The organism is Kribbella sp. NPDC051620 (assembly GCF_044453825.1).
In the GTDB taxonomy this organism is placed as follows: Bacteria; Actinomycetota; Actinomycetes; order Propionibacteriales; family Kribbellaceae; genus Kribbella.
In genome coordinates this window covers 620,306-644,634 of the sequence record NZ_JBITDB010000003.1, presented here as the reverse complement: position 1 = coordinate 644,634, position 24,329 = coordinate 620,306, and the positions used below count along the sequence as shown (strand labels likewise).

22 protein-coding genes are annotated in these 24,329 nt (G+C 68.1%); 17 read left to right on the top strand and 5 right to left on the bottom strand.

Annotation, left to right across the window (positions count from 1 at the left end):
- Window positions 1-218 precede the first annotated feature (218 nt).
- From ACIA12_RS16030 to ACIA12_RS16005, 6 genes are read left to right on the top strand one after another with little or no spacing between them, the layout of a single operon-like run.
- Window positions 219-1,724, top strand: coding sequence for a circularly permuted type 2 ATP-grasp protein (locus tag ACIA12_RS16030; protein ID WP_396368295.1), 1,506 nt, complete (start codon window positions 219-221; stop codon window positions 1,722-1,724).
- A 16-nt stretch (window positions 1,725-1,740) separates the two neighbouring features.
- Window positions 1,741-2,688 carry an alpha-E domain-containing protein gene (locus ACIA12_RS16025; RefSeq protein WP_396367726.1) on the top strand — a complete coding sequence of 316 codons (948 nt, stop codon included), beginning with the start codon at window positions 1,741-1,743 and terminating at the stop codon, window positions 2,686-2,688.
- Window positions 2,685-3,527, top strand: coding sequence for a transglutaminase domain-containing protein (locus ACIA12_RS16020; protein ID WP_396367725.1), 843 nt, complete (start codon window positions 2,685-2,687; stop codon window positions 3,525-3,527). Before ACIA12_RS16025 ends, ACIA12_RS16020 begins: the two co-directional genes overlap by 4 nt.
- Before the next feature lie 36 nt (window positions 3,528-3,563).
- Window positions 3,564-4,607: a glucose 1-dehydrogenase gene (locus ACIA12_RS16015; protein ID WP_396367724.1), complete on the top strand. Its 1,044-nt coding sequence runs from the start codon at window positions 3,564-3,566 to the stop codon at window positions 4,605-4,607.
- 53 nt (window positions 4,608-4,660) lie between these two features.
- A complete protein-coding gene (locus ACIA12_RS16010; RefSeq protein ID WP_343980600.1) occupies window positions 4,661-4,924 on the top strand; it encodes a DUF3618 domain-containing protein in 264 nt (87 codons plus the stop codon).
- Between the two features lie 41 nt (window positions 4,925-4,965).
- A complete protein-coding gene (locus ACIA12_RS16005) occupies window positions 4,966-5,259 on the top strand; it encodes a GroES family chaperonin (RefSeq protein ID WP_396368294.1) in 294 nt (97 codons plus the stop codon).
- Window positions 5,260-5,309: 50 nt separating this feature from the next.
- On the opposite strand, the gene ACIA12_RS16000 is transcribed toward ACIA12_RS16005, so the two are convergent.
- The gene (locus tag ACIA12_RS16000; RefSeq protein ID WP_396367723.1) at window positions 5,310-5,687 is read right to left on the bottom strand and encodes a DoxX family protein; all 378 of its coding nucleotides are present in this window, start codon (window positions 5,685-5,687) and stop codon (window positions 5,310-5,312) included.
- Window positions 5,688-5,776: 89 nt separating this feature from the next.
- Between ACIA12_RS16000 and ACIA12_RS15995 the strand changes: the two genes are divergently transcribed.
- From ACIA12_RS15995 to ACIA12_RS15955, 9 genes are all read left to right on the top strand, one after another.
- Complete coding sequence (locus ACIA12_RS15995; RefSeq protein WP_396367722.1) at window positions 5,777-6,253, top strand: MarR family winged helix-turn-helix transcriptional regulator; 477 nt, start codon at window positions 5,777-5,779, stop codon at window positions 6,251-6,253.
- Window positions 6,254-6,295: 42 nt separating this feature from the next.
- A complete protein-coding gene (locus ACIA12_RS15990) occupies window positions 6,296-6,892 on the top strand; it encodes a TetR/AcrR family transcriptional regulator (protein WP_396367721.1) in 597 nt (198 codons plus the stop codon).
- A 22-nt stretch (window positions 6,893-6,914) separates the two neighbouring features.
- Entirely contained in the window at window positions 6,915-7,850 is a 936-nt protein-coding gene (locus ACIA12_RS15985) for an alpha/beta fold hydrolase (protein WP_396367720.1), read from the top strand.
- Window positions 7,847-8,953, top strand: a complete 1,107-nt coding sequence (gene dapC, locus ACIA12_RS15980) for a succinyldiaminopimelate transaminase (RefSeq protein WP_396367719.1) — start codon at window positions 7,847-7,849, stop codon at window positions 8,951-8,953. The genes ACIA12_RS15985 and dapC overlap by 4 nt, the downstream gene beginning before the upstream one ends.
- Before the next feature lie 102 nt (window positions 8,954-9,055).
- Complete coding sequence (locus ACIA12_RS15975; RefSeq protein WP_396367718.1) at window positions 9,056-10,408, top strand: M15 family metallopeptidase; 1,353 nt, start codon at window positions 9,056-9,058, stop codon at window positions 10,406-10,408.
- Between the two features lie 107 nt (window positions 10,409-10,515).
- Window positions 10,516-11,166: a hypothetical protein gene (locus ACIA12_RS15970; protein WP_396367717.1), complete on the top strand. Its 651-nt coding sequence runs from the start codon at window positions 10,516-10,518 to the stop codon at window positions 11,164-11,166.
- 43 nt (window positions 11,167-11,209) lie between these two features.
- On the top strand, window positions 11,210-12,364 hold the full coding sequence (locus tag ACIA12_RS15965; protein WP_396367716.1) for an amino acid deaminase/aldolase: 1,155 nt from the start codon (window positions 11,210-11,212) through the stop codon (window positions 12,362-12,364).
- Entirely contained in the window at window positions 12,361-13,665 is a 1,305-nt protein-coding gene (locus ACIA12_RS15960) for a D-arabinono-1,4-lactone oxidase (protein ID WP_396367715.1), read from the top strand. Before ACIA12_RS15965 ends, ACIA12_RS15960 begins: the two co-directional genes overlap by 4 nt.
- A 61-nt stretch (window positions 13,666-13,726) precedes the next feature.
- Complete coding sequence (locus tag ACIA12_RS15955) at window positions 13,727-14,449, top strand: PIG-L deacetylase family protein (protein WP_396367714.1); 723 nt, start codon at window positions 13,727-13,729, stop codon at window positions 14,447-14,449.
- Window positions 14,450-14,806: 357 nt separating this feature from the next.
- Here the strand turns inward: ACIA12_RS15955 and ACIA12_RS15950 are convergent, their stop codons facing one another.
- Window positions 14,807-15,220 carry a hypothetical protein gene (locus tag ACIA12_RS15950; RefSeq protein WP_396367713.1) on the bottom strand — a complete coding sequence of 138 codons (414 nt, stop codon included), beginning with the start codon at window positions 15,218-15,220 and terminating at the stop codon, window positions 14,807-14,809.
- A 93-nt stretch (window positions 15,221-15,313) separates the two neighbouring features.
- Between ACIA12_RS15950 and ACIA12_RS15945 the strand changes: the two genes are divergently transcribed.
- Window positions 15,314-15,964: a hypothetical protein gene (locus ACIA12_RS15945; RefSeq protein ID WP_396367712.1), complete on the top strand. Its 651-nt coding sequence runs from the start codon at window positions 15,314-15,316 to the stop codon at window positions 15,962-15,964.
- A 216-nt stretch (window positions 15,965-16,180) separates the two neighbouring features.
- Here the strand turns inward: ACIA12_RS15945 and ACIA12_RS15940 are convergent, their stop codons facing one another.
- The 3 genes from ACIA12_RS15940 to gndA form a co-directional block, all read right to left on the bottom strand.
- Complete coding sequence (locus ACIA12_RS15940; protein WP_396367711.1) at window positions 16,181-16,717, bottom strand: DUF6817 domain-containing protein; 537 nt, start codon at window positions 16,715-16,717, stop codon at window positions 16,181-16,183.
- Between the two features lie 495 nt (window positions 16,718-17,212).
- Entirely contained in the window at window positions 17,213-17,722 is a 510-nt protein-coding gene (locus ACIA12_RS15935; RefSeq protein WP_396367710.1) for a DUF6319 family protein, read from the bottom strand.
- Window positions 17,723-17,895: 173 nt separating this feature from the next.
- Window positions 17,896-19,335 (bottom strand): NADP-dependent phosphogluconate dehydrogenase, encoded by a 1,440-nt coding sequence (gndA, locus tag ACIA12_RS15930; RefSeq protein ID WP_396367709.1) that lies wholly within the window; start codon window positions 19,333-19,335, stop codon window positions 17,896-17,898.
- A 188-nt stretch (window positions 19,336-19,523) separates the two neighbouring features.
- Between gndA and ACIA12_RS15925 the strand changes: the two genes are divergently transcribed.
- On the top strand, window positions 19,524-24,326 hold the full coding sequence (locus tag ACIA12_RS15925) for a DUF2961 domain-containing protein (RefSeq protein ID WP_396367708.1): 4,803 nt from the start codon (window positions 19,524-19,526) through the stop codon (window positions 24,324-24,326).
- Window positions 24,327-24,329 lie beyond the last annotated feature (3 nt).

Below are 24,329 nucleotides of genomic sequence, written 5' to 3'. Positions count from 1 at the left end.
CCGGCGTTCAAGCGGCTCCGGCCCGGAGCAAGCGCTTGTGTTACACGGATGCGGTTCGCTTGTTACGTGCAGGAAAACTGACGCCGGATCCGGGTGCCAGGTGGGCGTCCGTGGGTGAAGATTCGCAGATGAGCCGCGCACCGATCCGCCCCGCTGGCCCACGGTTGTTCGACGGCTACCTCGATCCGGGGCGGCCGCATGCCGACGCGTACGACGAGATGTTCGACGGCGGCGAGGAGGTACGGCCGGCGTACCGGCGGTTGCACGAGTCGTTGACGCCCCTGCGGCCCGCGGACCTGACCGCGAGGTCCGAGGCGCTGGACCGGGCCTTGGTCGACCAGGGCATCACCTTCTCGCTGTCGGGGGAGGAGCGGCCGTTCCCGCTCGACCTGGTCCCACGGGTCATCACCGCGTCCGAGTGGGCCCGGCTGGAGCGAGGCATCGTCCAGCGGGTCCGGGCGCTGGAGGCGTTCCTGGCGGACATCTACGGCACCCAGGAGATCGTGGCGGACGGCGTACTGCCCCGCCGCCTCATCACCTCCTGCGAGCACTTCCACCGCCAGGCAGCCGGTATCGCCCCGCCCAACGGAGTACGGATCCATGTGGCCGGCATTGACGTAGTACGGGACGAGCAAGGCGACTTCCGGGTGCTGGAGGACAACCTGCGCAGCCCGTCCGGGGTGTCCTACGTGATGGAGAACCGCCGGACCATGGCCCGGGTGTTCCCGGACCTCTTCGCCAAGCACCGGGTACGCGCAGTAGGCGACTATGCCGTCCACCTACTCCGCTCGCTCCGGGCAGCCGCTCCAACCGGTACTACGGACCCGAACGTGGTCGTGCTGACTCCCGGCGTCTACAACTCGGCGTACTTCGAGCACTCGCTCCTGGCCCGGCAGATGGGGGTCGAACTGGTCGAGGGCCGGGACCTGTTCGCCCGCAACAACGTCATCTACCTGCGGACGACCGAGGGCGAGCAGCGGGTGGACGTGATCTACCGGCGGATCGACGACGAGTTCCTGGACCCGGTGCACTTCGTACCTGACTCAGTGCTCGGCGTCGCGGGCATGGTGAACGCCGCGCGGGCCGGCAACGTGGTGATCGCCAACGCGATCGGCAACGGCGTCGGCGACGACAAGCTGGTCTACACCTACCTGCCCGAGATCCTGAAGTACTACCTGGGCGAGACCCCGCTGCTGCCGAACGTGGACACCTTCCGCTGCTGGCTGCCCGCGGAGCACGACGAGGTGCTCGACCGGCTGGACGAGCTGGTCACCAAGCCGGTGGAGGGCTCAGGTGGCTACGGGATCGTGTTCGGCCCGGATGCGTCGGCCAAGGAGCTCGCCGCCCAGCGCCGCCGGATCCGGAGCAACCCACGCGGGTGGATCGCGCAACCCGTAGTACAGCTGTCCACTGTGCCGACCAAGGTCGGTGAGCGGCTGCAGCCGAGACATGTGGATCTACGGCCCTTCGCTGTGAACGACGGCGAGTCCGTGTTCGTCCTGCCCGGCGGTCTGACCCGGGTGGCGATCCCGGAGGGCAGCCTGATCGTGAACTCGTCCCAGGGCGGCGGCTCCAAGGACACCTGGGTGCTGGCTCCCCGGGCGTCCGACGAGGACGCCGAGCTGCGCGGCCGTGGCCTGGCCGCGGCCGGTCTGCGCTCGGACGAGGCCAGTACTCCGGAGCAGGGCCCGGAGCTCAACGTCGCCCAACAGCAGCAACAGTGATGGGGAGGTGCTGACGATGCTCGCACGCAATGCCGAGTCGCTGTACTGGATCGGCCGGTACGTCGAACGCGCGGACGACACGGCCCGGATCCTCGACGTGTCGGTGCACCAGTTGCTCGAGGACGCGACTGTGGACGCCGACACCGCCAGTCGCCGGCTGCTGGCCGTCCTGGGCATCGAACCGCCGAAGGGGACCACCCTGGACGTGTGGACGCTGACCGAGCTGGTCGCGATGTCCCCGGACCGCTCCGGCTCGATCGTCTCGTCCATCTCCAGTGCCCGCGAGAACACCCGGGTGGCGCGTGAAGTGGTCTCCAGCGAACTGTGGCACTGCATCAACTCGATGTGGAACGCAGTGCCCGAGCGGCAGCGCGCTGCTCGCCGGGTGGGCCCGCATGAGTTCTTCACCTTCGTAGAGGACCGCGCGGCGATGTTCGCCGGTCTCGCGGACTCCACGATGAGCCGGGACGACGGCTGGCGCTTCCTGGTGCTCGGGCGGTCGGTGGAGCGCGTCGACATGATCGTGCGGCTGCTGATGTCGCGGGTGGGCGACAAGCCGACCTCGCCGGGGTGGGTGACAGTACTGCGCTCAGCAGGCGCCCACGACACCTATTTGCGTACCTACCGGGGCGCCCTGGATGCATCCCGGGTAGTCCAGTTCCTGCTGATGGACCGGCTCTTCCCGCGCTCTGTCTTCCATGCGCTGACCAAAGCCGAGTCCTGCCTGGAGGAGCTCGAGCATGGCGAGTCCGCTCGCATCGGCGCGAGCGCGGAGGCCAGCAGGTTGCTCGGCAAGGCCCGGAGCGACCTGGAGTTCCTGCGACCGGCTGAGCTGCTCGACGACCTCACTGGACGGCTGCAGGCTCTGCAGGCCACCGTGCGCGAGGTCGGCGAGGCCGTGTCGCAGCAGTACTTCCATGCGGTGCCCTGGGTGGAGTGGAACAACGCGGAGGTGAACCTGTGAAGTGGCGTCTCCGGGTGGTCCACACGACTGGCTACCGCTATGCAACGGCCGTGACCCAGTCCTACAACGAGGCACGGCTCACCCCGCGCAGCGACGACCGGCAGAACCTCATGGTCGCCAGGCTGGAGACAGTCCCAGCCGCCCGCTCCTACCGCTACACGGACTACTGGGGCACTGAGGTCAACTCCTTCGACCTGCACGCTCCGCACACCGAACTGAAGGTCGTCGCGGCCTCCGTCGTCGAGACCACCGAACAGCCCACCCCGGACGAGGAGGCGACCTGGGCCGACGTCCGCTCACCCCAGAGCCTCGACCGGTACGGCGAGTACCTGGAGTTCGCGGAGTACGTCCCCAAGCACAGGGAGTTGGCCGCGATCGCCAGAGGCCTACGCAAAGGACTCAGCCCGGCAGAGACCGTCCTGGCCATCTCCAAGTGGGTGCACGGCACTCTCACCTACCAGCGCGGTACCACTGGCGTGCACTCGTCGGCAGTGGACGCGTGGCAGGCCGGTGAAGGGGTCTGCCAGGACTACGCGCACCTGACGCTGGCGATGCTCCGCGCTGTCGGAGTACCGGCGCGGTATGTCTCCGGCTACCTGCACACCAAGGCTGATGCGGCCGTGGGGGAGACGGCGGTCGGTGAGAGCCATGCGTGGATCGAGGCGTGGACGGGTGGCTGGTGGGGGTACGACCCGACCAACGACATCCCGATCGCTCACCGGCACGTGTGGGTCGCCACTGGTCGCGACTACGGGGACGTGTCGCCGCTGAAGGGCATCTACTCGGGAGGAGCCGCCACGGCAATCGATGTCACCGTGGACATCACCCGCCTGGCCTGACGGCTTCAACCGGGGTGAATGGGGCAGAGTGGTCTCATGCGGGCGATGACGGTGGTGCCGGGCAAGGCTGACTCTGCGTCGGTCGGCGAGGTACCGGAGCCTCCCAAGTCCGACGGCTCGGTACTGGTCGAGGGACTGCTCGCCGGGATCTGCGGCACGGACATCGAGCTGTGCAGCGGCCTGTTCGGTACTGGCCGTCCTGGCGCCGACAGGCTGGTCATCGGGCATGAGTCGCTAGGCCGGGTCCTGGAGGCGCCAGCCAATTCAGGCTTCGCTACCGGGGATCTAGTGGCCGGCATAGTCCGCCGCCCCGACCCGGAGCCCTGCCCAGCCTGCGCACGCGGCGAGTGGGACTTCTGCCGCAACGGCCGCTACACCGAGCGCGGCATCAAGGAGATGGACGGCTACGGCGCCGAGCGCTGGCGGGTCGACCCGTACTACGCCGTCCCGGTGCCAGAGCAACTCGGGCACCTCGGCGTACTGGTCGAGCCGGCCAGCATCCTCACCAAGGCGTGGGACCAGATCGCCAGGGTCGGCGCCCGATCCTGGTACGGCCCGGAGCACGTGCTGGTCACAGGGGCCGGCCCGATCGGGCTACTGGCCGCACTGATCGCCAGCCAGCGCGGGTACACCGTGCATGTGCTCGACCTCGCCACCGACGGCCCCAAGCCGCAACTGGTGCGGGACCTCGGCGCGGAGTACCTCAATGACCTGTCGGACCTGACAGTGGCGCCCGACGTGGTGGTCGAGGCGACCGGTGCCGGGCAGCTCGTGTTCGACTGCGCGAAGCTGCTGCCACCGGCCGGCGTCATGTGTCTGACCGGGATCTCGCCCGGCCCGGCGTCCATCGACGTACAACTCGACGCGCTGACGCGGCAGCTCGTAGTACGGAACGCTGTGCTGGTCGGGACCGTGAACGCGGCCAAGCGCCACTACGCGGACGCCGTGGACGTCCTGCTCGCCGCAGACCCGGCCTGGCTGGAGCGGCTCATCACGCGATCGGTGCCGCTGTCGGAGTGGCCGCGGGCACTGGTCAAGGAGCCCGGCGACATCAAGGTGGTCGTGGAGCTCCAGCGTTGACCTGCAAGACGGGTCTGAAAGGATGGGATCAAACACTGTGAAGGGAGCCCCAGGTGCCGGAGACGAAGGCTCGGACAACCGAGCAGATCGAGGCGGACATCGCCGCCACCCGCGCCCGACTGGCCTCGACCGTCGATGAGCTGGTCGACCGGGCGCACCCGAAGAACGTCGCCAAGCGGCAGGTCGAACAGGCCAGGGCCCAGGTCTTCGACGAGCGCGGGCAGTTGCGCACCCAGAAGCTGGTCGCCGTCGGCGCAGCGGCGGTGGGCGTCCTCGGCATGCTGGTCATGATCCGCAAGCTGGTGGGTCGCCGGTGACGGCTCGCAAGCGGCTGGCCGACGACAAGCTGCCGATCCGGATGCTGCACGACCGGGTGCTGGTCTCGACCGAGGTCGAAGGCGAACGCAAGTCCTCGGCCGGCATCCTGATCCCCGCGACCGCGCAGATGGGCCGCCGGCTGGCCTGGGCGAAGGTGGTCGCGATCGGCGCCAACGTCCGCACCGTCGAGGTGGACGACCGGGTGCTGTTCGACCCGGAGGACCGAGCCGAGGTCGAGGTCCGCGGCGAAGACTACGTCCTGCTCCGCGAACGCGACCTGCACGCGGTGGCCGCCGGCCGCCTCGCAGACGGCCAGACCGGCCTCTACCTCTAACCCCGCCCCTCTTCCACCATTTCGGCGGTCAACCGCCGAAATGGTGGAGGTCAGAAGCTGTTCGGGCCGAAGCGGAAGATGGCGACGACCAGGGCCAGAATCAGGATCGCCGTGTTGATGCCGATCTGGGGGTACTCCTTGCGCCGGGCGTGGGTGATGATCGCGCCGATCATGATGATCGCCAGGCCGGACGCGGCCAGCGGGACGAGCACCGGGGCGATGTCGAAGGCGCCCGGCAGGATCAGGCCGAGCGCGCCGAGCAGCTCGGCGCCACCGATCAGCTTGATCGTGCCCGCGGAGAAGTCCTTGGTCCAGGCCATCTGCGGGTTCTCGCCGAGCTTCGCCTTCGACTGGCTCAGCTTGGTCAGGCCCGCGGCGAGGAAGAAGGCTGCCAGCACGCCGGCGACGATCCAGAGAAACACATTCATCAGTGACGTTCCGCTCTCGTTGTGTTAGTTGATGTGTCAACCCTAGCCGTGATGACTTGAAGCGTCAACTAAGTCGCTACACTGTCGGTATGACCGGGGAGGACGAGGTGCGCTGGCTCGCGCCGGATGAGCTGGCGGCCTGGATGTCACTGGCCGCGCTGATGTTCAAGCTGCCGGGAGTGCTCGACTATCAGTTGCAGCGCGACTCGGGGCTGACCCATTTCGAGTACCTGGTGATGGCGGGGCTGTCCGAGTCGGCCGATCGCTCGCGCCGGATGAGCGAGCTGGCCGGCTTCGCCAACGGATCGCTGTCGAGGCTGTCCCACGTGGTGAAGCGACTCGAGAAGCGCGGCTTCGTCGTACGCCGGCCCGATGTCGAGGATGGCCGGATCACCGTCGCGGAGCTCACCGATGCCGGGTGGGAGCAGGTCGTCGCGGCGGCGCCCGGGCATGTCGCGGCCGTCCGGGAGTACGTGATCGATGCGTTGACTCCCGAGCAGCTGGCGCAGCTCAAGGAGATCGGCGACGCCATCCACCGGAAGGTCGACCCGAGCCGGCCGTGCTGAACCGGCTTGCTCTGGTGCGAACGATCGTGCTTTTATGATTCCGTGAGCAAGGGTGAGGAGACGCGCGCCGCGGTGCTGGACGAGGCGGCCCGCCAGGTCAGCCTGGTCGGGCTCGGCGCGCTCACCATCGGGCTGCTCGCGGACCGGACCGGGCTGTCGAAGAGCGGGCTGTTCGGGCACTTCCGGTCCAAGGAGCAGTTGCAGGTCGCGGTGATCGACTGGGCCGGCGAGCTGTTCGCCGAGCGCGTGCTGCGGCCGGCGCTGAAGATGCCGCGCGGCGAGCCGCGGTTGCGGGAGCTGTTCGATCGCAAACTGCGCTGGGACAACGGCGATCTCGCCTTGCCTGGTGGCTGTTTCTTCGCCAGCGTTTCGGCCGAGCTGGACGATGCCCCGCCTGGTCCCGTGCGTGACCGGGTGGTGCAGATCGAGCGCGACTACGTCGACACGATCGCCACCGTCTTCCGGACCGGGATCAGCGAGGGGCAGTTCCGCGCGGACGCGGATCCGGAGCAGTACGCCTTCGACATCCGCGGTGTGCTGATGTCGTACCACCTGGCCAGCCGGTTGCTGGCCGACCCCCAGGCCGAGGATCGGGCCCGCGCCGCTTTCGAGGCGCTGCTCCGGGCGGCCAGGATCTAGATCCTTCCCCTGAGGAGCAGTCATGGCGGCAAAGAAAAGCACGAACGGTCGGACTCTTAACAGACAGCGCAGGATCTTCCAGGTGCTCGAGTTGGTCGCGCCCGCGGTGGGTGCGAAGCTGCTCGACTCGATCTGGTTCCGGCTGCCGCAGGTCTCCGAGCAGGCCAAGCGGCTTCGGGTGGAGCTACCGGAATCGGTGGCGCTGGAGTTGCCGTTCGAGAACGGCCTGGTGCGTGGGCTCAGCTGGGGCGACGGGCCGACGGTCTACCTCGTTCACGGGTGGGGTGGTTGGGGGCTTCAGCTGGCCGCCTTCGTACCGCCGCTGGTCGAAGCGGGATTCCGGGTTGTCGCCTTTGATGCGCCGAGTCATGGGGAGTCGGGGGCCGGGCGGGACGGTGCTGAGCGGTCTTCGTTGCCCGAGCTGTCCGATGCGTTCGAGGCTGTTGTCGCCGCCTACGGGCCGGCGTACGGGGTGGTCGCGCACTCGATCGGAGCGGCCGGTGTGATGCTGGCGCTGCGGAACGGGTTCACCGCGCGAAGGCTGGTGTTCCTCGCGACCGCCACCGATTTCCGCGATGTGCTGGATCAGTACGAGACGTACTTCGGCTTCGGCCGGCGGACGCGCAAGCAGTTCATCCGTCGCTTCAGCCGCCGATTCGGTCCGATGGAGAGCTATGCGGCGATCCCGATCATCGACACCCTGGCCGAAGAACGAGAACTGCCCGCCCTGCTGGCCATCCACGACCGCACCGACCGGGAAACCCCCGCCGACGGCAGCATCGCCCTGGTCAACAGCTGGCCCGACGCCAAACTCCACCTCACCGACGGCCTGGGCCACAACCGGGTTCTCCGCGACCCCGCCGTAGTAGCCGCCGCCACCGGCTTCCTCACCGAAGGTTCCACGGAGCGGGCGGTCGCTGACCGGCCGGACGGAGCGCAGGAGACAATGCAGGGGTGACCTTCGCACCCACCTCCAGTCGTTTGCCGGACTTCCCCTGGGACAAGCTCGCTCCCTTCAAGCAGAAGGCGGCAGCCCATCCGGACGGGATCGTCGACCTGTCGATCGGTAGCCCGGTCGACCCGGTGCCTGAGCTGGTGAAGAAGGCGCTGGCGGACGCGGCCGACGCACCGGCGTACCCGACGACCATCGGGACCGGTACTGCGCGCCAGGCGGCCGTCGACTGGCTGGCCCGCCGGCTGGACGTCCCCAACGTCGACCCGCAGCACGGCATCCTCCCGGTGATCGGCACCAAGGAGCTGATCATGCTGCTGCCGACCCTGCTCGGTATCGGCGCCGGCGACACGGTACTGATCCCAGACCTCGCCTACCCGACGTACGAGGCCGGGGCAGCGCTCGCCCGGGCCACCAGCATCCCGGTTGCCGACCCCACGCAGTACGAGGGCCCGGTACGGGTCGCCTACCTCAACTCCCCGCGCAACCCGTCCGGCCAGATCACCTCTGCCGACGACCTGCGCGCAGCTGTCGAGTGGGCCCGGGCCAACGACGTACTGCTGGTCAGCGACGAGTGCTACCTGGAGTTCGGCTGGGATGCGACCCCTGTGTCGGTACTGCACCCTGACGTCTGCGGCGGCAGCTTCGACAACCTGCTCGCCGTGCACTCGCTGTCCAAGCGCTCCAACCTGGCCGGCTACCGCGCCGGCTTCGTAGCGGGCGACGAGGCAGTAGTCGCGGAGCTGCTGGCTGTGCGCAAGCATGCTGGCCTGATGGTCCCGTCGCCGATCCAGGCCGCGATGGCCGCTGCCTTCGCCGACGACGTGCATGTAGACGAGCAGCGCGCCCGGTACATCCGCCGCCGGACAGTACTGCGTGACGCGCTGACCGTTGCCGGCTGGGAGATCACCTTGTCGCAGGGCGGCCTGTACTTGTGGGCCAGCAACCCGGCGTACGACGCCTATGGCTCTGTCGAGGCCCTGTCCGAGCGCGGCATCCTTGTCGCGCCGGGAGCCTTCTACGGTACGGCGGGTGAGCGGCATGTGCGGGTCGCGCTGACCGGTACCGATGAGCGGATCGACGCCGCCGTGAAGAGATTGCACGAATAGTCGAACTTTTCGGGCAGAGTGTGACGTCTTCCTGGGTAGAAGCCTCTTAGTAGGTGAGAGGAGAGCTGGGGTGGCTCTCCCGCAACTGGGGAGGACTGGCCCATGAAGGCTCGTGCCTTGGGTTCGGCCGTCTTCGCGGCGGTGTTGTGTCTTGCGCTGGTTCCAGCGGTCGCGGCAGCCGCGGAGGGTCCGACGCCACCGACGACCGCGGCGCCACCACCGGCGGCGGCTGAGGTCACCACGCCGACGCCGGCTCCGGCCGACCCGCCGACGACGACACCGGTACCACCGCCAACCACGACACCACCGCCGACCCCGGCGGTGGCGACGCCGATCACGTTGACTCAGCCGGCCAACGCGTGGGAGGACCGCCCGATCACGCTCGCGGGCCGGATGGAGAGCGGCCTCGCGAACTGGTACCTGACCCTGTGGCAACAGCAGGGCACGACCTGGGTACTGCGCGGCTCGACCCGCACGATCGCCAACGGCGCCTACAAGTTCCTGTACACCTTGCCGACCCCCGGCGCCGCGACCTTCCGCGTGGTGATCGGGAACAAGAACCCGGGCACCCTCGGCGCGACACTCGATCGCACGGTCACCGTGCTCAACCGCACGCTGGTGATGAACCAGCCGGCCGCGTCCTACACCGTGCTGACCGGCGTGAAGCTGACCGGCAAGCTGACTCCACCCGAGCCGGGCAAGAAGCTCGTCGGCCTGCAGGACCGGTACGGCGGCAAGTGGCGGACCCTGACGAGTGCCTGGATCGCGGCCAACGGGACGTTCGCAGTACCGGTGCCGGACAACCTGCCTGCCACCAAGACCGTCCGGGTCATCACGCTCGGCGTCCCGGCAGCCTCCGTCGAAGCGTCCGGCTATGCCGTGATCACCATCAAGGCACTGGTGAACGCGAAGGTCGCCCTCGTCGGAGCGGGCTACGTCAACAAGACCTACCGGGCAGGCTGCCCGGTCAAACCGTCGCAGTTGCGCCTGCTGACCTTGAATTACTGGGGCTTCGACGGTCTGGTGCATCGCGGTGAGCTGATCGTCCGGGACGCGGCCGTGGCCAAGATGATCACCGTCTGGACCGCGAGCTTCAACGCGAAGTTCCCCATCCGGCGGATGCAGCGCGTCGACCTGTACGGCGGCAGCGACATCCGGTCGATGGCGGCGGACAACACCTCGGTCTTCAACTGCCGCCAGGTCACCGGCAACCCGTACGCGCTCTCGCCGCACTCCTACGGCTGGGCGATCGACATCAACACCGTGGAGAACCCGTACCTCGCGGCGAACAACGTCTGGTACCCGTCGAACGGCCTGGCCTACCGCAACCGGTCGCTCGTCCGGGCCGGGATGCTGTTCAGCACCAGCGCTCCGACGAAGGCACTGCGCAGCGCAGGCTACTTCTGGGGAGCCGGCTGGCGTCAGCCCGACTACCAGCACTTCGAGCCCCAGTGAAAGCCGCACTAGCTCTGGCCCTCGGCGCTGCAGTTCTCTTGTGCGGCTGCAGCGCTGAGCCAGCAGCCTCTCCCGCCCCGACTCAGGTGCCGCAAGCAGGTGGCACTGTGCCGGTCCCCACCAACACACTGAACACAACCCCGCCCACCAACGCCGCGGAGCCTCCCGCGCTCCCGGAGCAAGCAACAGCCCCTCCGCCCGCAGCAGCCGGACCAGTCTCGGCCAAGAACCTCCCCGCCCCTGCCAAGCTAGGCAAAGGATGGAAGACCTACACCGACCCCGGCGGCGCAGAGGCCGGCTTCCTGGGCAACGACACCTGGACCCGCAGCCGTGCACCCCAGCAAGCTGCCTACGAAGCACTCCCCGTCGGCTGCGGCAACCCGCTCCCTACCGACTCACTACCGGTCCCGGCGCACGTACTGCAGGGCACCTACCGCACACCAGCCGGCAAGTCGGCCACGGCTCTAGTACTTCGCTTCGCCGACTCCGCCCGCGCCAAGGCGTACTACACCGGCTACCAAGCTCGCATGTCCGCCTGCGGCACCAAGGGTGGCCTCCAGGTCAAACAGCTCTGGTCCTCCCCAGATGCGGTCGCCGCAGTCCGTTCCTACGAAGCTGCCGAGGCGTTTGTCGAGGTTTCGACGCTCAAGGGCTCTACCGTGGCCTTGTTGGCCCAGGCCTCGACCAGTCCCGCTGCTCAGACCTCTTGGGCGCGCGCCGTGGTACCGGCGCTGCAGGCTGTGATCGATTTGCCGTAAAGATGTACTACCTTTCAGTATTTATTCGCTCTAAACTCCTGACATGGCTGACTTCGACAGGTACACGCGGCTGACGGCTGAGCTGGAGCCGCCGTACGCGGTGGTCGATCTGGCCGCGTTCCGCCGGAACGCGGACGATCTGGTCCGCCGGGCCGCCGGTACGCCGATCCGCGTGGCGTCCAAGTCCGTGCGCTCCCGGGCGCTCATCAAAGCAGCGCTCGACCGGCCCGGGTTCCACGGCGTGATGAGCTACGCGCTGCCGGAGGCGATCTGGCTGGCGCGCAACGGCGTCGACGACATCCTGATGGGTTACCCGAGCGTGCATCGGGCCGCGCTGCGAGAATTGGCCGGCGATGCCGAGTTGGCGTCGCGGATCACGCTGATGATCGACGACTTCGAGCAGCTCGCCTACATCAAGGCGGCGACCGGTGGCGGCGAACGGATCCGGGTCTGCCTCGACGTGGACGCGTCGCTGCGGATCTTCGGCCAGCACCTCGGTGTCCGCCGGTCGCCGCTGCGCACGCCGGAGCAGGCGCTCGAACTCGCCCGCCGAGTGGTTACGGACGACGCCTTCGAGCTGGTCGGCGTGATGTTCTACGAAGCGCAGATCGCCGGCCTGCCGGACACGTCCCCGGCGGTCCGGCTGGTCAAGAAGCTCTCGGCCCGCGAACTGTCCGACCGCCGTGGCCTGATCGTCGACGCGCTCAAGCAGGTCGCGCCGCTGCGACTGGTCAACTCGGGCGGTACAGGAAGCATCGAGGTCAGCAGCGCCGATCCTTCCGTCACCGAGGTCACCGCGGGCTCCGGCCTCTACGGGCCCACGCTCTTCGACAAGTACGACGTCTTCCAGCCGGAGCATGCGGTCGCCTACGCGCTCGGGGTGGTCCGCCGGCCGACGTCGCGAATCGCGACCCTGTTCGGTGGCGGGTACGTCGCATCCGGCCCGGCCAAGAAGTCGCGGCTGCCTTCGCCGAGCTGGCCGCTCGGGCTGAGCCTGCTCGGGACCGAAGGCGCCGGCGAGGTCCAGACGCCGGTGGTGGGCGAGAACGCGCGCGGGCTGCGGATCGGCGACCGGGTCTGGATGCGCTACGCCAAGGCGGGCGAGATGCTGGAACGATTCGACGTACTGCACGCGATCGACGGCAACGAGCTGACCGAGCTCGTCACCTACCGGGGTGAGGGGAAGAACTTCGGATGAGCACCACCTGGCGGAACTGGGCCGGTACCGAGTCGGCGACCGGTGTGGAGACCCTGCGGCCGTCGTCGGTCGACGAGGTCGCGGCGATGGTCAAGACGGCGGCCGAGCAGGGCAAGCAGCTCAAGGCGGTCGGCTCCGGCCACTCCTTCACCGGCTGCTCGGTACCTGAGCAGGCGATGGTCCGGCTCGACGGGCTCTCCTCGATCACGAGCGCCGACCAGGCGTCCGGTCGCGTGACGCTGGGTGCGGGGACCGGGCTGGCGAAGCTGAATGCGGGCCTCGCGTCGTTCGACCTGGCGATGGCGAACCTCGGTGACATCGACAAGCAGACCATCTCCGGCGCCATCTCGACCGGCACTCACGGTACCGGCGCGAAGCTCGGCGGGATCGCAACGCAGATCGTCGGGCTCGAGCTCGTCACGGCCGACGGCTCGGTGCTGCATTGCTCGGCCGACGAGAACCCGGATGTGTTCAACGCTGCCCGGGTCTCGGTCGGCTCGCTCGGCGTGATCACGGCGCTCACTGTCCAGACAGTGCCGGCCTTCCTGCTGCGCGCTCAGGAGATGCCGCTGCCGCTGGGCGAAGTACTGGACGGGTTCGATGAGCTTGCCGATGGCAACGATCACTTCGAGTTCTACTGGTTCCCGCACACCGACGTCGCGCTGACCAAGCGCAACAACCGGGTCGGTCCCGGCGTCGGCGCGTCCCCGGTCGGCAAGCTGCGGGGCTGGGTCGATGACGAGTTCCTGTCCAACCGCGTCTTCGAGTGGACCAACCGCCTGTCGGTACGCCGTCCTGGGCTGGTGCCGCGGATCAACCAGCTCGCCTCCCGGGCGCTGTCGGCACGGGAGTACATCGACTCGTCGTACAAGGTGTTCTGTTCGGAGCGCAACGTGGTGTTTCGCGAGTCGGAGTACGCCGTACCGCGCGAGCACGTGGTCGAGGTCGTGCGGCAGTTGCGCTCCTGGATCGATCGGTCGGGGGAGCGGCTGCCGTTCCCGATCGAGGTCCGGGTCGCGGCCGCCGACGACATCTGGCTGTCGACGGCGTACGGGCGCGACACGGGGTACGTCGCCATTCATCAGTACCACCGGCTCGCGCACGACAAGTACTTCGACGCTTTCGAGCAGATCGTCGGGGCCTTCGGCGGCCGGCCGCACTGGGGCAAGCTGCACACGCTCCAGGCGTCCGACTTCCGCGAGCGGTACCCGCGGTTCGACGACTTCCTCGCGGTCCGTGACCGGCTCGATCCGCGGCGTACCTTCGCGAATCCGTACACCCGGCAGGTCTTCGGGGCGTAATCGCCGGTGTTGCGGGGCAAACCCGTACCCGGACGAACCGCCCCGGCCGTAGCCTTCCGCTATGACTGCACCGGAACCGCTCGAAGCGTTGCCCGAGGACTGGACCAAGGCTCTCGCGGTCGTCGCCCACCCAGATGACCTCGAGTTCGGCGCCGCCGCCGCGATCGCGCGCTGGACCGGCCAGGGCAAGGAGATCGTCTACGCCCTGCTCACCTCCGGCGAGGCGGGCATCGACGGCATCGCGCCGGCCGAGAGCGGCCCACTGCGGGAGGCCGAGCAGATCGAGTCGGCCCGGATCGTCGGCGTCCCCGTGGTCGAGTTTCTCGGCCAGCCCGACGGGACGATCGAGTACGGCGTCGCGCTGCGCCGGCTGATCGCGGGCGTGATCCGCCGCTACCAGCCCGAGATCGTCATCACGAACAACTTCTGGGACACCTGGGACGGCGAAGCGCTGCTGAACCAGGCCGACCACATCAACACCGGTCGGGCTACTCTCGACGCGGTCCGGGATGCCGCCAACCGGTGGATCTTCCCCGAGGAGGGCGAGCGCTGGGGTGGTGTACGGCAGGTGTGGGCGGCCGGCTCGCCGAGGAGCAAGCACGCGATCGACACGACGGAGACCTTCGCTGTCGGGGTCGACTCGCTGAAGGCGCACAAGGCCTACATCGAGGGGCTCAACTGGCCGCACTTCGACGCGGAGGAGTTCCTCGAGGGCATCAGCCGCGCCCACGGCACCAGACTCGGTACGACGTACGCGGCCGCCTTCGAGGTATTCACACCCTGACCGGCTGCCCCCGTGGCGGCCGCTCTGACTGGCTGACCCCCCCCGTGGCCGCCCGCTCTGACTGGCTGACCCCCGTGGCGGCCCGCCCCGTCCGGCGGCCGCCGCGGAGTAACGGAGAACGAGCCGGCCGCCGCGCCTTGCCGGCTGCATCCGCCGGAGTCGGCGACGCCCGCTCAGGCGCCGCACCGGACCCCATCCGGTCGGCTGTCCGGAGTACCGGAGAACCAGCCGGCCGTCCCGGCTTGCCGCGCCCGCTCAGGCGCCGCACCGGACCCCGTTCGGTCGGCTGTCCGGAGTACCGGGTGAACCGCCGGGCCACCCCGTCCGTGTCACGGGGTGAGGCGGGCGCGTCCTGTGTCAGTCGTTGGGGAGATCTAGTGAGGCTTTCAAGTGCGGCGGAGTGGGCAGTGGTTTGCGGGGCTCGCGGTCCCCGCTGAGGTCGGGACCGGGCGGGTTGCCGGGGCCGGTCCAGGAGCGGACCAGGGTCGGGCCCTTGCGGGACAGCCGGAGCAGGTCGACCTGCAGGACCTGGCTGGCCGGGATGCCGAGCTGGGCGAGCGTACGGTTGGCCATCAGCGCCGCCTCGTCGGTCTTCCGCGGGCTGAACTTGTGCTGCAGGACGAGCGCGACCTTGCCGTCGGGCAGGTCCTCGATGCGTCGCAGGTGCATGCCCTTGTCGAGGCGACCGGACAGCATGGCCAGGGTGAAGTAGGCGGACGTGGACTGGCGTCGATCGATGGTGGCGCGGGCGATCACTTCGTAGCGGGCCATGTTCCGATCATGCGTCGGCAACGGGCCGTTTTCCAGCAATCCGTTCAGCTGGTGCCAGACTCGAACTGTTGGGCCCAGCCGACAGAGGGGGCGATGGGCGTGACACCAGAAGACCCCGCCCACAACCCGGCGGACCCATACTCCGACGACCCGCATCCCGACGACTCGTACACCCACGACCCGCACTCCGACGACTCGTACACCGACGACTCGTACACCGACGACTCGCATTCCGACGGCTCGCACACCGACGAGCCGCACACCGGCGACTCGTACACCGACGGCCCGCACTCCGACGACTCGTACACCGACGGCCCGCACTCCGACGACTCGTACACCCATGACCCGCACACCTACGACCCGCACTTCGACGACCCGCACCTCGACGACTCGCACTCCGACAGCTCATACACGCCGGATGCTTGGCAGCCGCCGTGGTGGCTGCTGGCCTTCGCTCCGTTCGGCTGGCTGCTGGTCGGCGCACTGGTACTCAACGCCCGAGGCTGGCAGGTCGCCCTGATCGCAGCCCTTCTCCTGGCGCCCATCGGCATGCCGATCCCCGCAGTACTCCGCTGGATCAGGAACCACCCACGCCTAGCCGGCTTCTACGTAGCCCCGCTGACCTTCGCCGCCACCGTCCTACTGACCAGCCTCCCACTCTGGCTCTGCGTGGCAACAACCATCATCACCACCCTGCTGGCCCTCGTCACCACCACAATCCACGCCTTCTCCCAAGCCGACTAGCCGCCCGCCCCACCGGGACACCAACCACTTTGAGCACCCACCAGCCACGCAATTGCCCCGCAGACGACTGCTCCGTGCCCAAAGTCGGCACTGTCGCCCTGGCGAGCTCCACTTTGAGCACCGAGTAGTCGCGGGATCGGCGAAGGCGCGACTGGTGGGTGCTCAAGGTCGCTTGGGTGCAGCGGTGGGTGGAGTGGGGTGACGTGGGGTGGGTGGTTAGAGGGCTAGGGCGCGCTGGGCGTCGGCGAGTACTGCGGGGGAGGCGAGGGACTGCCAGCGGGGGATCTGTTCGGTGAGGAACGCGTGGAGTTTGGGCTTGAGGTCCGGGGCGTGGTCGAGGACGTCCAGCTCGTTGACGATGGTGAGGTCGACGAAGTCGCGGAGCTCGGCTGACGTCAGCTCCTCCGACGTACCGGTGAAGCGATCCGTCACCGTGCTGTGCTCGGCGAGGTCGCGCCAGGTGGTCTCGCGCTCGCAGGCGCCGTACCGGTAGACGAGCAACTCCGCCTCCGGCCCGATGACGGCCTCGAGTACCGGCCGTTCCTCCTGCCAGTCGAACAGATGCGTCGGGAACCCATCCGTCCCGTACGCCGCATGCGCCAGCCCGGCCAGTACCAGCGTCTCGGAACCTCCGAGCGAGCGGAGCCGCTTGGCGACCCGATGCAGGTGCACGTACAACGTGCCACCCGCGTGCTCCAGCTCATCGGCACCACGGACGAGCAACAACGATCCCAGGTCATGGAAGGTGCTCATCTGACCCCTTCTGTTCGGAGCGGTCAGGGCCCGACGGGACCGGCCCAGGCAAACAACCTACGACGCCCGAACCACCTTCGCCCACCACTGCGGCGTGCCGGATCGGTCACACTGCGTTCAGCCACAGTTCAACCGATCCGGCACCACCTCATCACCTTCCCCAGCCAACCGCCCCGGACGCCTCTGGAGCAGCTCTCTGGAGAAACCACCAGCCACCGACAAAGGGAAGTTGCCAGCCACCGGGGGAGCCTTCAATCAATCAACGGTCAACCCCTCAAGGGGGGCGTGACCAATCAACGGTCAACGCCTCAAGGGGGATCAATCGGTCAACGCCTCAACGGGCGCCACCAATCACCCCAGGGGAGCATCGAGGGCTCGCCGGGGGTGGGAGTGGGTCGTTTGGGGTGGTTGCTGGGGTGTGCCCGTCACCCGGCCGGGGCGAGCCGGTGGCTGACGGGTGGGCCTGCCGGTGATGAGCCGGCAGGAAAATGCGGGTCAGTCGTCCAGTTCGGCGAGGGCCTTGCGGGCGGCTTCGAGCTCGGCCTCGAGGGCGGCGACCTTCGCGGCCTGTTGCTCGCGGGCGGCGTCGATGACCTCGTCGATCGGGCCGGAGAGGTCCTCGTGCAGCTCTTTGGCCGCGCGGGAGACGGCGGCGGCCGCGACCAGGAGGTTCTTGGCGATGTAGCTGTTGCCCTGCTTGAGCTCGGCCTTCCACTCGCCGTCGGCGGTGCCGGTGACGGTCAGCGTGAGCTCGAGGGTCTTGGTCTTCTTCGGGGCCGCCTTCTTGGCCGGCGCCTTCTTCGGCTTCTCGGCGACGGGCGCGGCGGTCTCGGCCGAGCCGGTGTCGTCGGAGGAGGCCGTGCTGTCGACCGAAGCGTCGGCGGCCAGTGCCTCGGCGGTCGAGGCCGAGTCAGTCGTGTCGGTGGCAGCCGAAGAGTCGAGCGCCGCTTCGGGAGTGTCGACGGCGTCGGTCTGAGCTTCTGCTGCGAAGGTGTCTACAGTCATCGTTGCGGCGATCTCCCTGGGTGACATGTCCCCGCCGAAGCGGGCTGGCGCTGAGAGCACATTAGAACATACGTTCGACCCCCCGCGCCAATCGCCACGCCGCTCAAAGCCTGGCTCAACCAATCAAGGCCGAGCCAGGCCGAGTCAGGCCAACAAAGGCCAGGCTCAAAGCATCAGGCCGAGTGCTCCTTGCGATCCCCCGACCAGTCGAGGTGGAAAGCGCCCTCACGGTCCACCCGGTGGTACGTGTGAGCGCCGAACAGATCCCGCAGCCCCTGGATCAGTGACGCAGGCAGCCGCTCGGCCCGCAGCCCGTCGTAGTACGACAGCGCCGCCGAGAAGCCCGGAGCGGGCACGCCCGCAGTGGCTGCGGTCGCGACGACCCGACGCCAAGCGTCCTGCCCGCTCACCACAGCTTCCTTGAAGTAGTCATCGACCAGCAGCGACGGCAGCGCCGCGTCCCGGTCGTACGCCTCCTTGATCCGGTCCAGGAAGCGCGCCCGGATGATGCACCCACCCCGCCAGATCTTCGCCATCGCCCCGAGGTCGATGTCCCACCCGTACTGGTCCGAAGCCGCCCGGATCGCGTCGAACCCCTGTGCGTAGGCAACCAGCTTCGACGAGTACAGCGCATGCCGCACATCATCGATGAACGCGTCCCGATCAACCGAGACCCCAGCATCCGAAGGCCCAGCCAGTACGCCGGCAGCCGCCGACCGCCGCACGGTGTCGCCGGACAGCGACCGCGCGAACACGGCCTCCGCCATCCCGCTCACCGGAATCCCCAGGTCCAGCGCGACCTGGACAGTCCAGCGCCCGGTCCCCTTCTGCTCCGCCTGGTCCAGTACGACGTCCACGAACGGCCCACCCGTCGACTCGTCGACCTGGCTCAGCACCTCCGCGGTGATCTCGATCAGGAACGACTCCAGGTCGCCCGTGTTCCACTCCCGGAACACGTCGGCGATCTCCGGAGCGCTCAGTCCCAGCACGCTGCGCAGCAGGTCGTACGCCTCCGCGATCAGCTGCATGTCGGCGTACTCGATGCCGTTGTGCAGCATCTTCACGAAGTGCCCGGCGCCGTCCGGCCCGACGTGCACGCAGCACGGCTCGCCGTTCACCTGCGCCGCGATCTTGGTCAGGATCGGCCCGAGCGACTCGTACGACTGCACCGAACCGCCCGGCATGATGCTCGGCCCGTTCAGCGCGCCCTCCTCGCCACCGGAGACGCCGGCGCCGACGAAGTGCAGCCCCTTCGCCTTGAGTGCGTCCTCGCGCCGCCGGGTGTCGGCGAAGTGCGCGTTGCCCGCGTCGATGACGATGTCGCCCTCGTCGAGCAGTGGCACCAGCTCGTCGATCACCGCGTCGGTCGGCTCGCCGGCCTTGACCATGATGATGATCTTGCGCGGCTGCTCCAGCGAGGCGACCAGCTCGGGCAGGTCGGCGGCCGGGGTGAACTCGCCCTCGTGGCCGAACTCCTTGATCAGCGCGTCCGTCCGGCCCTGCGACCGGTTGTGGACGGCGACGCGGAAGCCGTTGCGAGCCAGGTTCCGGGCCAGGTTGCGGCCCATCACCGCGAGTCCGGTGACGGCGATCTGGGCTGGAGCAGTACTCATGGATGTCTCCTGCGAGTGAGTGCTGGAAGTCTGAGTGCGAGACCAGTCTGCTGCCACCGGCAACAGGGTCGTCCATCGGGTGGCCAACTGGTGGAACACGCTTCCCATTCCCGCCGAGCCCTTCTCAACCGCTCCGATTCGGTGGTAGACATCTGAGAAATCGATTTCCCAGATCGTGAGGTCCGCCCATGACCAGCTCACTCGGACGCGCCGTGGCCGCCCTTCTCGGCGTGGTTCTGGTGGTCCCGGCCACCCTTCAAACAGCAGCCGGTACTACGTACGCCCCCGCGCCAAGCATCAGCACGGAAAGCAGCGCGGCCAATGGCAACAACCCCGGCGGCACCGCCGACGGCAACGGCCCCATCGGCTGGGACGTCTACCGCCGGCTCGACCGCCTCCCCGAGCTGCAGACCGGCGTCCGCACCAAGCAGTTCTCCAGCTTCGGCCGCGACGGCACCAACAATGACGGCTTCGACGGCACGTACTCCTGCCTGAAGACGACCGCGGCAGGCTGCGTGATCGCCGAGGACGACGGCCCCGGCGAGGTCGCCTCGATCTGGTTCACCCGCGACGAGGGCGACGTCCGCAAGACCGGCACCATTACCGTCGAGCTGGACGGCAAGACAGTGCTCGACGCCAACCTCCAGGACGTCGTCGACGGCAAACTGGGCGCGCCCTTCGTCTACCCACTCGTCGCCAACGCGCTCCAGAGCAGCGGCGGCGTCTACCTCCGAGTACCCATGCCGTACCAGACGTCGATGCGGGTGACCGTCCAGAACAACCCGCTCTTCTACCACGTCGACTACCGCGAGTTCCCCGACGCGAGCGGCGTACAGACCTTCGATCCGGCCGACAAAGCAGAAGACGTAGTCGCGCTGCTCAAGGCGTCAGGCACCAAGGACCCCAAGCCCGCCCAGCCGCAGGCCCGGACCACGAAGACAACGGTGAACCTTGCCCCCGGCAAGCAACTCACGCTCGCCGACGCCCACGGCCCCGGCGAGATCAGTGCGCTGAACCTGAAGCTCCCACAGCTCGTCGGCCTGGACCTGAAGACCTTCGCCGACGACGGCCGCGCCTTTCTCGGCGGCAGCAAGTTCACCCTCAAGGTCGACCCGGCCAACACCGGCGTCAAGCTGATCCGCCGGATGGATCTGAGGATCGGCAATCAGCGAGCCAAGGTCTTCGTCGACGGCGTGCAGGCCGGCGAGTGGACGCCGCTGCCGGCCAAGGGCGCGCAATGGGCCGACCAGGTCGTCAACCTCCCCGCAAGCCTCACGGCGGGCAAAGCCAAGATCGAGATCCGCAACGAGTTCGTCTCCTCCGATCTCGACTTCAACGAGTTCACCTACTGGGCAGACTCGGAGGTCGGCACCACAACGAAGCGCACCGACACCCTCGACGTCGGCCCGCAGCACGTCGCCGACGAGCAGGCCCACGCCTACCAGATCACCAAGCAGAACTGGGAAGGCTCCCACTCGATGCCGTACGCCGCAACGCCCGCCGACGCCGAACGCGTGAAACCGTCCGACGCCCTCCTGTCCGGCGTAAGGCTGCAGGTCACCGTAGACGGCCGGCAGCGCGTCGACGCCCCGCTCGGCGAATTCTTCGGCTCCGGCCTGGGTGAGAACGACGTCCGCTCCCTCTTCTTCGCGATGGACCCCGACGGCTGGTACCAGTCCTGGTGGCCGATGCCGTACCTCGCCCGCGCCACCGTCAAACTTGTCAACACCACGCAGTACCAGCTGACTGCAGGTCAAGCGGAAGTCACCTCAGCGCGCAACGTCAAGGCAGCGGCCGGCCTCCTCACCGGCAAGACCGGCTACTTCACCGCGATCTCCAAGAGAGCGCAGCCGGCCATGGGCAGCGACTGGCTGATCGCGGACACCACCGGCCGCGGCAAGTTCGTCGGCGTCTCGCACACGATGGACGGGCTGCAGCCGGACGGCAACACCCGCGGCTACCTCGAGGGCGACGAGCGCGTCTACGTCGACGGCGAGCGCACGCCCGCCATCCACGGCACCGGCACCGAGGACTACTACGAGTCCGGCTGGTACTTCAACCAAGGCACCTACTCCACGCCCTTCCACGGCAACTCCGGCCACGAGGTCCAAGCGGGCGAGTGCAAGAACGAATGCGACAGCGCGTTCCGCCTGCACGTCACGGACTCGATCGGCTTCCAGAACCAGCTGACCTTCGGCATCGAACACGGCCAGCAGGACGACGTACCCGCCATCTACAGCTCAACAGCCTTCCTGTACTCCGCTCCGAACTACGGCGCCCGTGAAACCGACCGCATCGATGCCGGCGACCCGCAGAGCCGCCGGCAACACCAGTACGCGGACGGCCCGACAGCAACCCAGGCCGACCTGACGAGTGTCTACGAAGGCGACCACGACGACATCGCCATCACCGACCAGGTCAGGACGAGCCCTGCGCCGATCCGCTTCACCGCGAAGGTCGACCCGGCCAACCGCGGCGTCGCACTCCGTCGTACCAGCGACCAGAACTCACCCGGCCAGTCGGCCAAAGTGTTCGTCGACGGCAGGGAAGCCGGCACCTGGTCGCAACCCCTCGGCAACACCAAGCAACGCTGGCTAGACGACAACTACCAGTTGCCCGCAGCAATCACCTCCGGACGCACCAAGCTGACCATCGAACTCAGGCCCACGACCGCCTGGACCGCGGCGACCTACGTCGTGCAGTCCCTGGTGAGACCGTACTCAGACCGCCGCGCCCCCGACCAAGTCCAGAACCTGACCGCCACCAGCCGCGCCGACAACGCGATCGCGCTCAACTGGTCCGAACCGGCCGACGAGAGTGGCATCGGGAAGTACACCATCTACGCCGCGAAGAAGAACGAAGCCGAGAAGCTGGTCGGCACGAGCCGGGTGCCCGGCTTTGTGCACAAGGGAATCGGCCTGCAGGAGACCTGGACCTACCGCGTCGCGGCGGTCGACCTGGCCGGCAACACCGGACCGAAATCCGCGACGGCGCAGGCCACCTCGGGCAGCACGATCCGGATCGAAGGCGAGTCCATGCTCCCGGCCGACGAGGCAACTGTGCCGGTCGATCCGCAGGGCAACTGCTGCGGCGTCAACTGGTCAGCAGGCGCGCAGCTCTGGATCCACGGAACGAAGGCAGGCGACCGGGTGGTCCTGCCCTTCTCCGTCCCAACCACGGGCAGCTACACTTTGTCGACCGTACTGACCAAGGCTGCCGACTACGGCATCGTCGACCTCAGCATCGACGGCGCCAAGCTGGCCACCTTCGACGGGTACGCCGCCACCGGCGTCACGACCCAGAAGGTCGACCTCGGCGCCAAACAACTTGCCCAGGGCAAGCACCAACTACGTCTGACGCTGACCGGCAAGAATCCAGCCGCGACCGGATACCTGGCAGGCCTCGACCTTCTCGATCTGGAGCTGTCCGTGATCAAGCACGAGTCCTTCAGCAGGACCGAGAAAGTCGTGGCCGCGGGCAAGTTCGTGAAGGTCTACGACCCGAGCGTCGGTGAGTCCAGTCCTTGGTACTACAACGACCACACGATGATCCAGGACCGCAAGACCGGGACCTGGCACGTCTACGCGATCACCCACGCCGAGCCGGCCAACCCGCTCGACGAGAAGAGCTTCGGCCATGCCACCGCGCCGTCGCCGACCGGTCCGTGGACCAAGCAGCCACCCGCGCTGGTCGCTGATCCGACCGCAGGGGAGACCCATATCTGGGCGCCGTACGTGATGTACGACCGCGGCACCTACTACATGTTCTATGCGGGTGGGACGGCCGACCATACGGCGTACCGGTTGTCGTTGGCGACCTCGACCGATCTCGTGCACTGGACGAAGAACCCGGCGAACCCGTTGTTCACCGACGGCTTCGACGGGCGCGATCCGATGGTGCGCAAGGTCGGCGACCGGTGGGTGATGTACTACACCGCCAACTCGACGCCGAGCGGCGGCAACCACATCGTTGCCTACCGCACCAGTACTGACCTCAAGCACTGGGGCGAGCGCCACATCGCGTTCCAGCACCCGCAGGCCGGTACGTTCGGTGGGCCGACCGAGTCGCCGTTCGTCGTCCAGCGCGGCAAGGACTGGTACCTGTTCGTCTGCTGCGATGGTGGCTATGAATCGACAAAGGTCTACAAGAGCAAGGACCCGCTGCACTTCACGATCGACCAGCTGGTCGGGACGATCCAGTCGCATGCGGCGGAGGTGGTCCAGGATGGGGACGACTGGTACGTGACGGGCGCCGGCTGGGGCAAGGGCGGGCTGTTCGTCGCGCCGCTCGACTTCAGCAAGACGCAGGTCACTGAGGGCATGGTGGTCAGCACGAAGTACTACCGAGCTACGGTGCAGACGACTCCGCGGGCGGTGCTGAGCGCGTTGGATGTCGATCCGGCCGGACAAGGGCAGTACAAGCCCGCCTTGGATTCGTCGTCGCGGGCGACCGCGCCCTATCTCGGGGTCGGCAACTTCGGTGCGACCGACCTCACCGGCGCGGCGGCGCAGGTACAGGTGCAGGGTGACGCGCTTACTCTGAAGGGCATTCCGCTCGGCGATGAGCTGATCACGGTCGACTGGTCGTTCGTCTTCGGAGCGAAGACCTTCGACACCAGCCTGCGCTGGAAGGTCACCCAACCGTCCGCCCCGCTGTGGGAGGTCTCCTTCAACGTGGACTCCGCGCTGACCGACCAGGGCGATCCCGCCGGCTTCGGCCGCACCGGCGACTATCCGGGGCTCCCGAAGTGGTCGATGGCGACGAGTCCTGGGCTGAGCGTGGTCTCGGCCTACAAGCAGGGCTCGGCGTGGGCGGCCGACAACCATTGGTACGACCCGGCCAACGCGGCCATCGCCTGGCAACCCCTTTGGCAGCCCGGCGGGCGTGCCTGGGAGCCCGGCTCGTACGACGGCGGCACCTGGCGCTTCGGCTTCTCCGCTACCGAGAAGGACACCATATTCGCCGACAGCCTGGCCGCCACCATGTCATAGAGT

Excerpts from the sequence above, each read along its gene's own strand:
- ACIA12_RS16030 (WP_396368295.1), top strand. The coding sequence starts at position 219 with ATGTTCGACGGCGGCGAGGAGGTACGGCCGGCGTACCGGCGGTTGCAC.
- ACIA12_RS16025 (WP_396367726.1), top strand. The coding sequence starts at position 1,741 with ATGCTCGCACGCAATGCCGAGTCGCTGTACTGGATCGGCCGGTACGTC.
- ACIA12_RS16015 (WP_396367724.1), top strand. The coding sequence starts at position 3,564 with ATGCGGGCGATGACGGTGGTGCCGGGCAAGGCTGACTCTGCGTCGGTC.
- ACIA12_RS16005 (WP_396368294.1), top strand. The coding sequence starts at position 4,966 with ATGCTGCACGACCGGGTGCTGGTCTCGACCGAGGTCGAAGGCGAACGC.
- ACIA12_RS16000 (WP_396367723.1), bottom strand. The coding sequence starts at position 5,687 with ATGAATGTGTTTCTCTGGATCGTCGCCGGCGTGCTGGCAGCCTTCTTC.
- ACIA12_RS15995 (WP_396367722.1), top strand. The coding sequence starts at position 5,777 with ATGACCGGGGAGGACGAGGTGCGCTGGCTCGCGCCGGATGAGCTGGCG.
- ACIA12_RS15985 (WP_396367720.1), top strand. The coding sequence starts at position 6,915 with ATGGCGGCAAAGAAAAGCACGAACGGTCGGACTCTTAACAGACAGCGC.
- ACIA12_RS15975 (WP_396367718.1), top strand. The coding sequence starts at position 9,056 with ATGAAGGCTCGTGCCTTGGGTTCGGCCGTCTTCGCGGCGGTGTTGTGT.
- ACIA12_RS15965 (WP_396367716.1), top strand. The coding sequence starts at position 11,210 with ATGGCTGACTTCGACAGGTACACGCGGCTGACGGCTGAGCTGGAGCCG.
- ACIA12_RS15960 (WP_396367715.1), top strand. The coding sequence starts at position 12,361 with ATGAGCACCACCTGGCGGAACTGGGCCGGTACCGAGTCGGCGACCGGT.
- ACIA12_RS15955 (WP_396367714.1), top strand. The coding sequence starts at position 13,727 with ATGACTGCACCGGAACCGCTCGAAGCGTTGCCCGAGGACTGGACCAAG.
- ACIA12_RS15950 (WP_396367713.1), bottom strand. The coding sequence starts at position 15,220 with ATGGCCCGCTACGAAGTGATCGCCCGCGCCACCATCGATCGACGCCAG.
- ACIA12_RS15945 (WP_396367712.1), top strand. The coding sequence starts at position 15,314 with ATGGGCGTGACACCAGAAGACCCCGCCCACAACCCGGCGGACCCATAC.
- ACIA12_RS15940 (WP_396367711.1), bottom strand. The coding sequence starts at position 16,717 with ATGAGCACCTTCCATGACCTGGGATCGTTGTTGCTCGTCCGTGGTGCC.
- ACIA12_RS15935 (WP_396367710.1), bottom strand. The coding sequence starts at position 17,722 with ATGACTGTAGACACCTTCGCAGCAGAAGCTCAGACCGACGCCGTCGAC.
- gndA (WP_396367709.1), bottom strand. The coding sequence starts at position 19,335 with ATGAGTACTGCTCCAGCCCAGATCGCCGTCACCGGACTCGCGGTGATG.
- ACIA12_RS15925 (WP_396367708.1), top strand. The coding sequence starts at position 19,524 with ATGACCAGCTCACTCGGACGCGCCGTGGCCGCCCTTCTCGGCGTGGTT.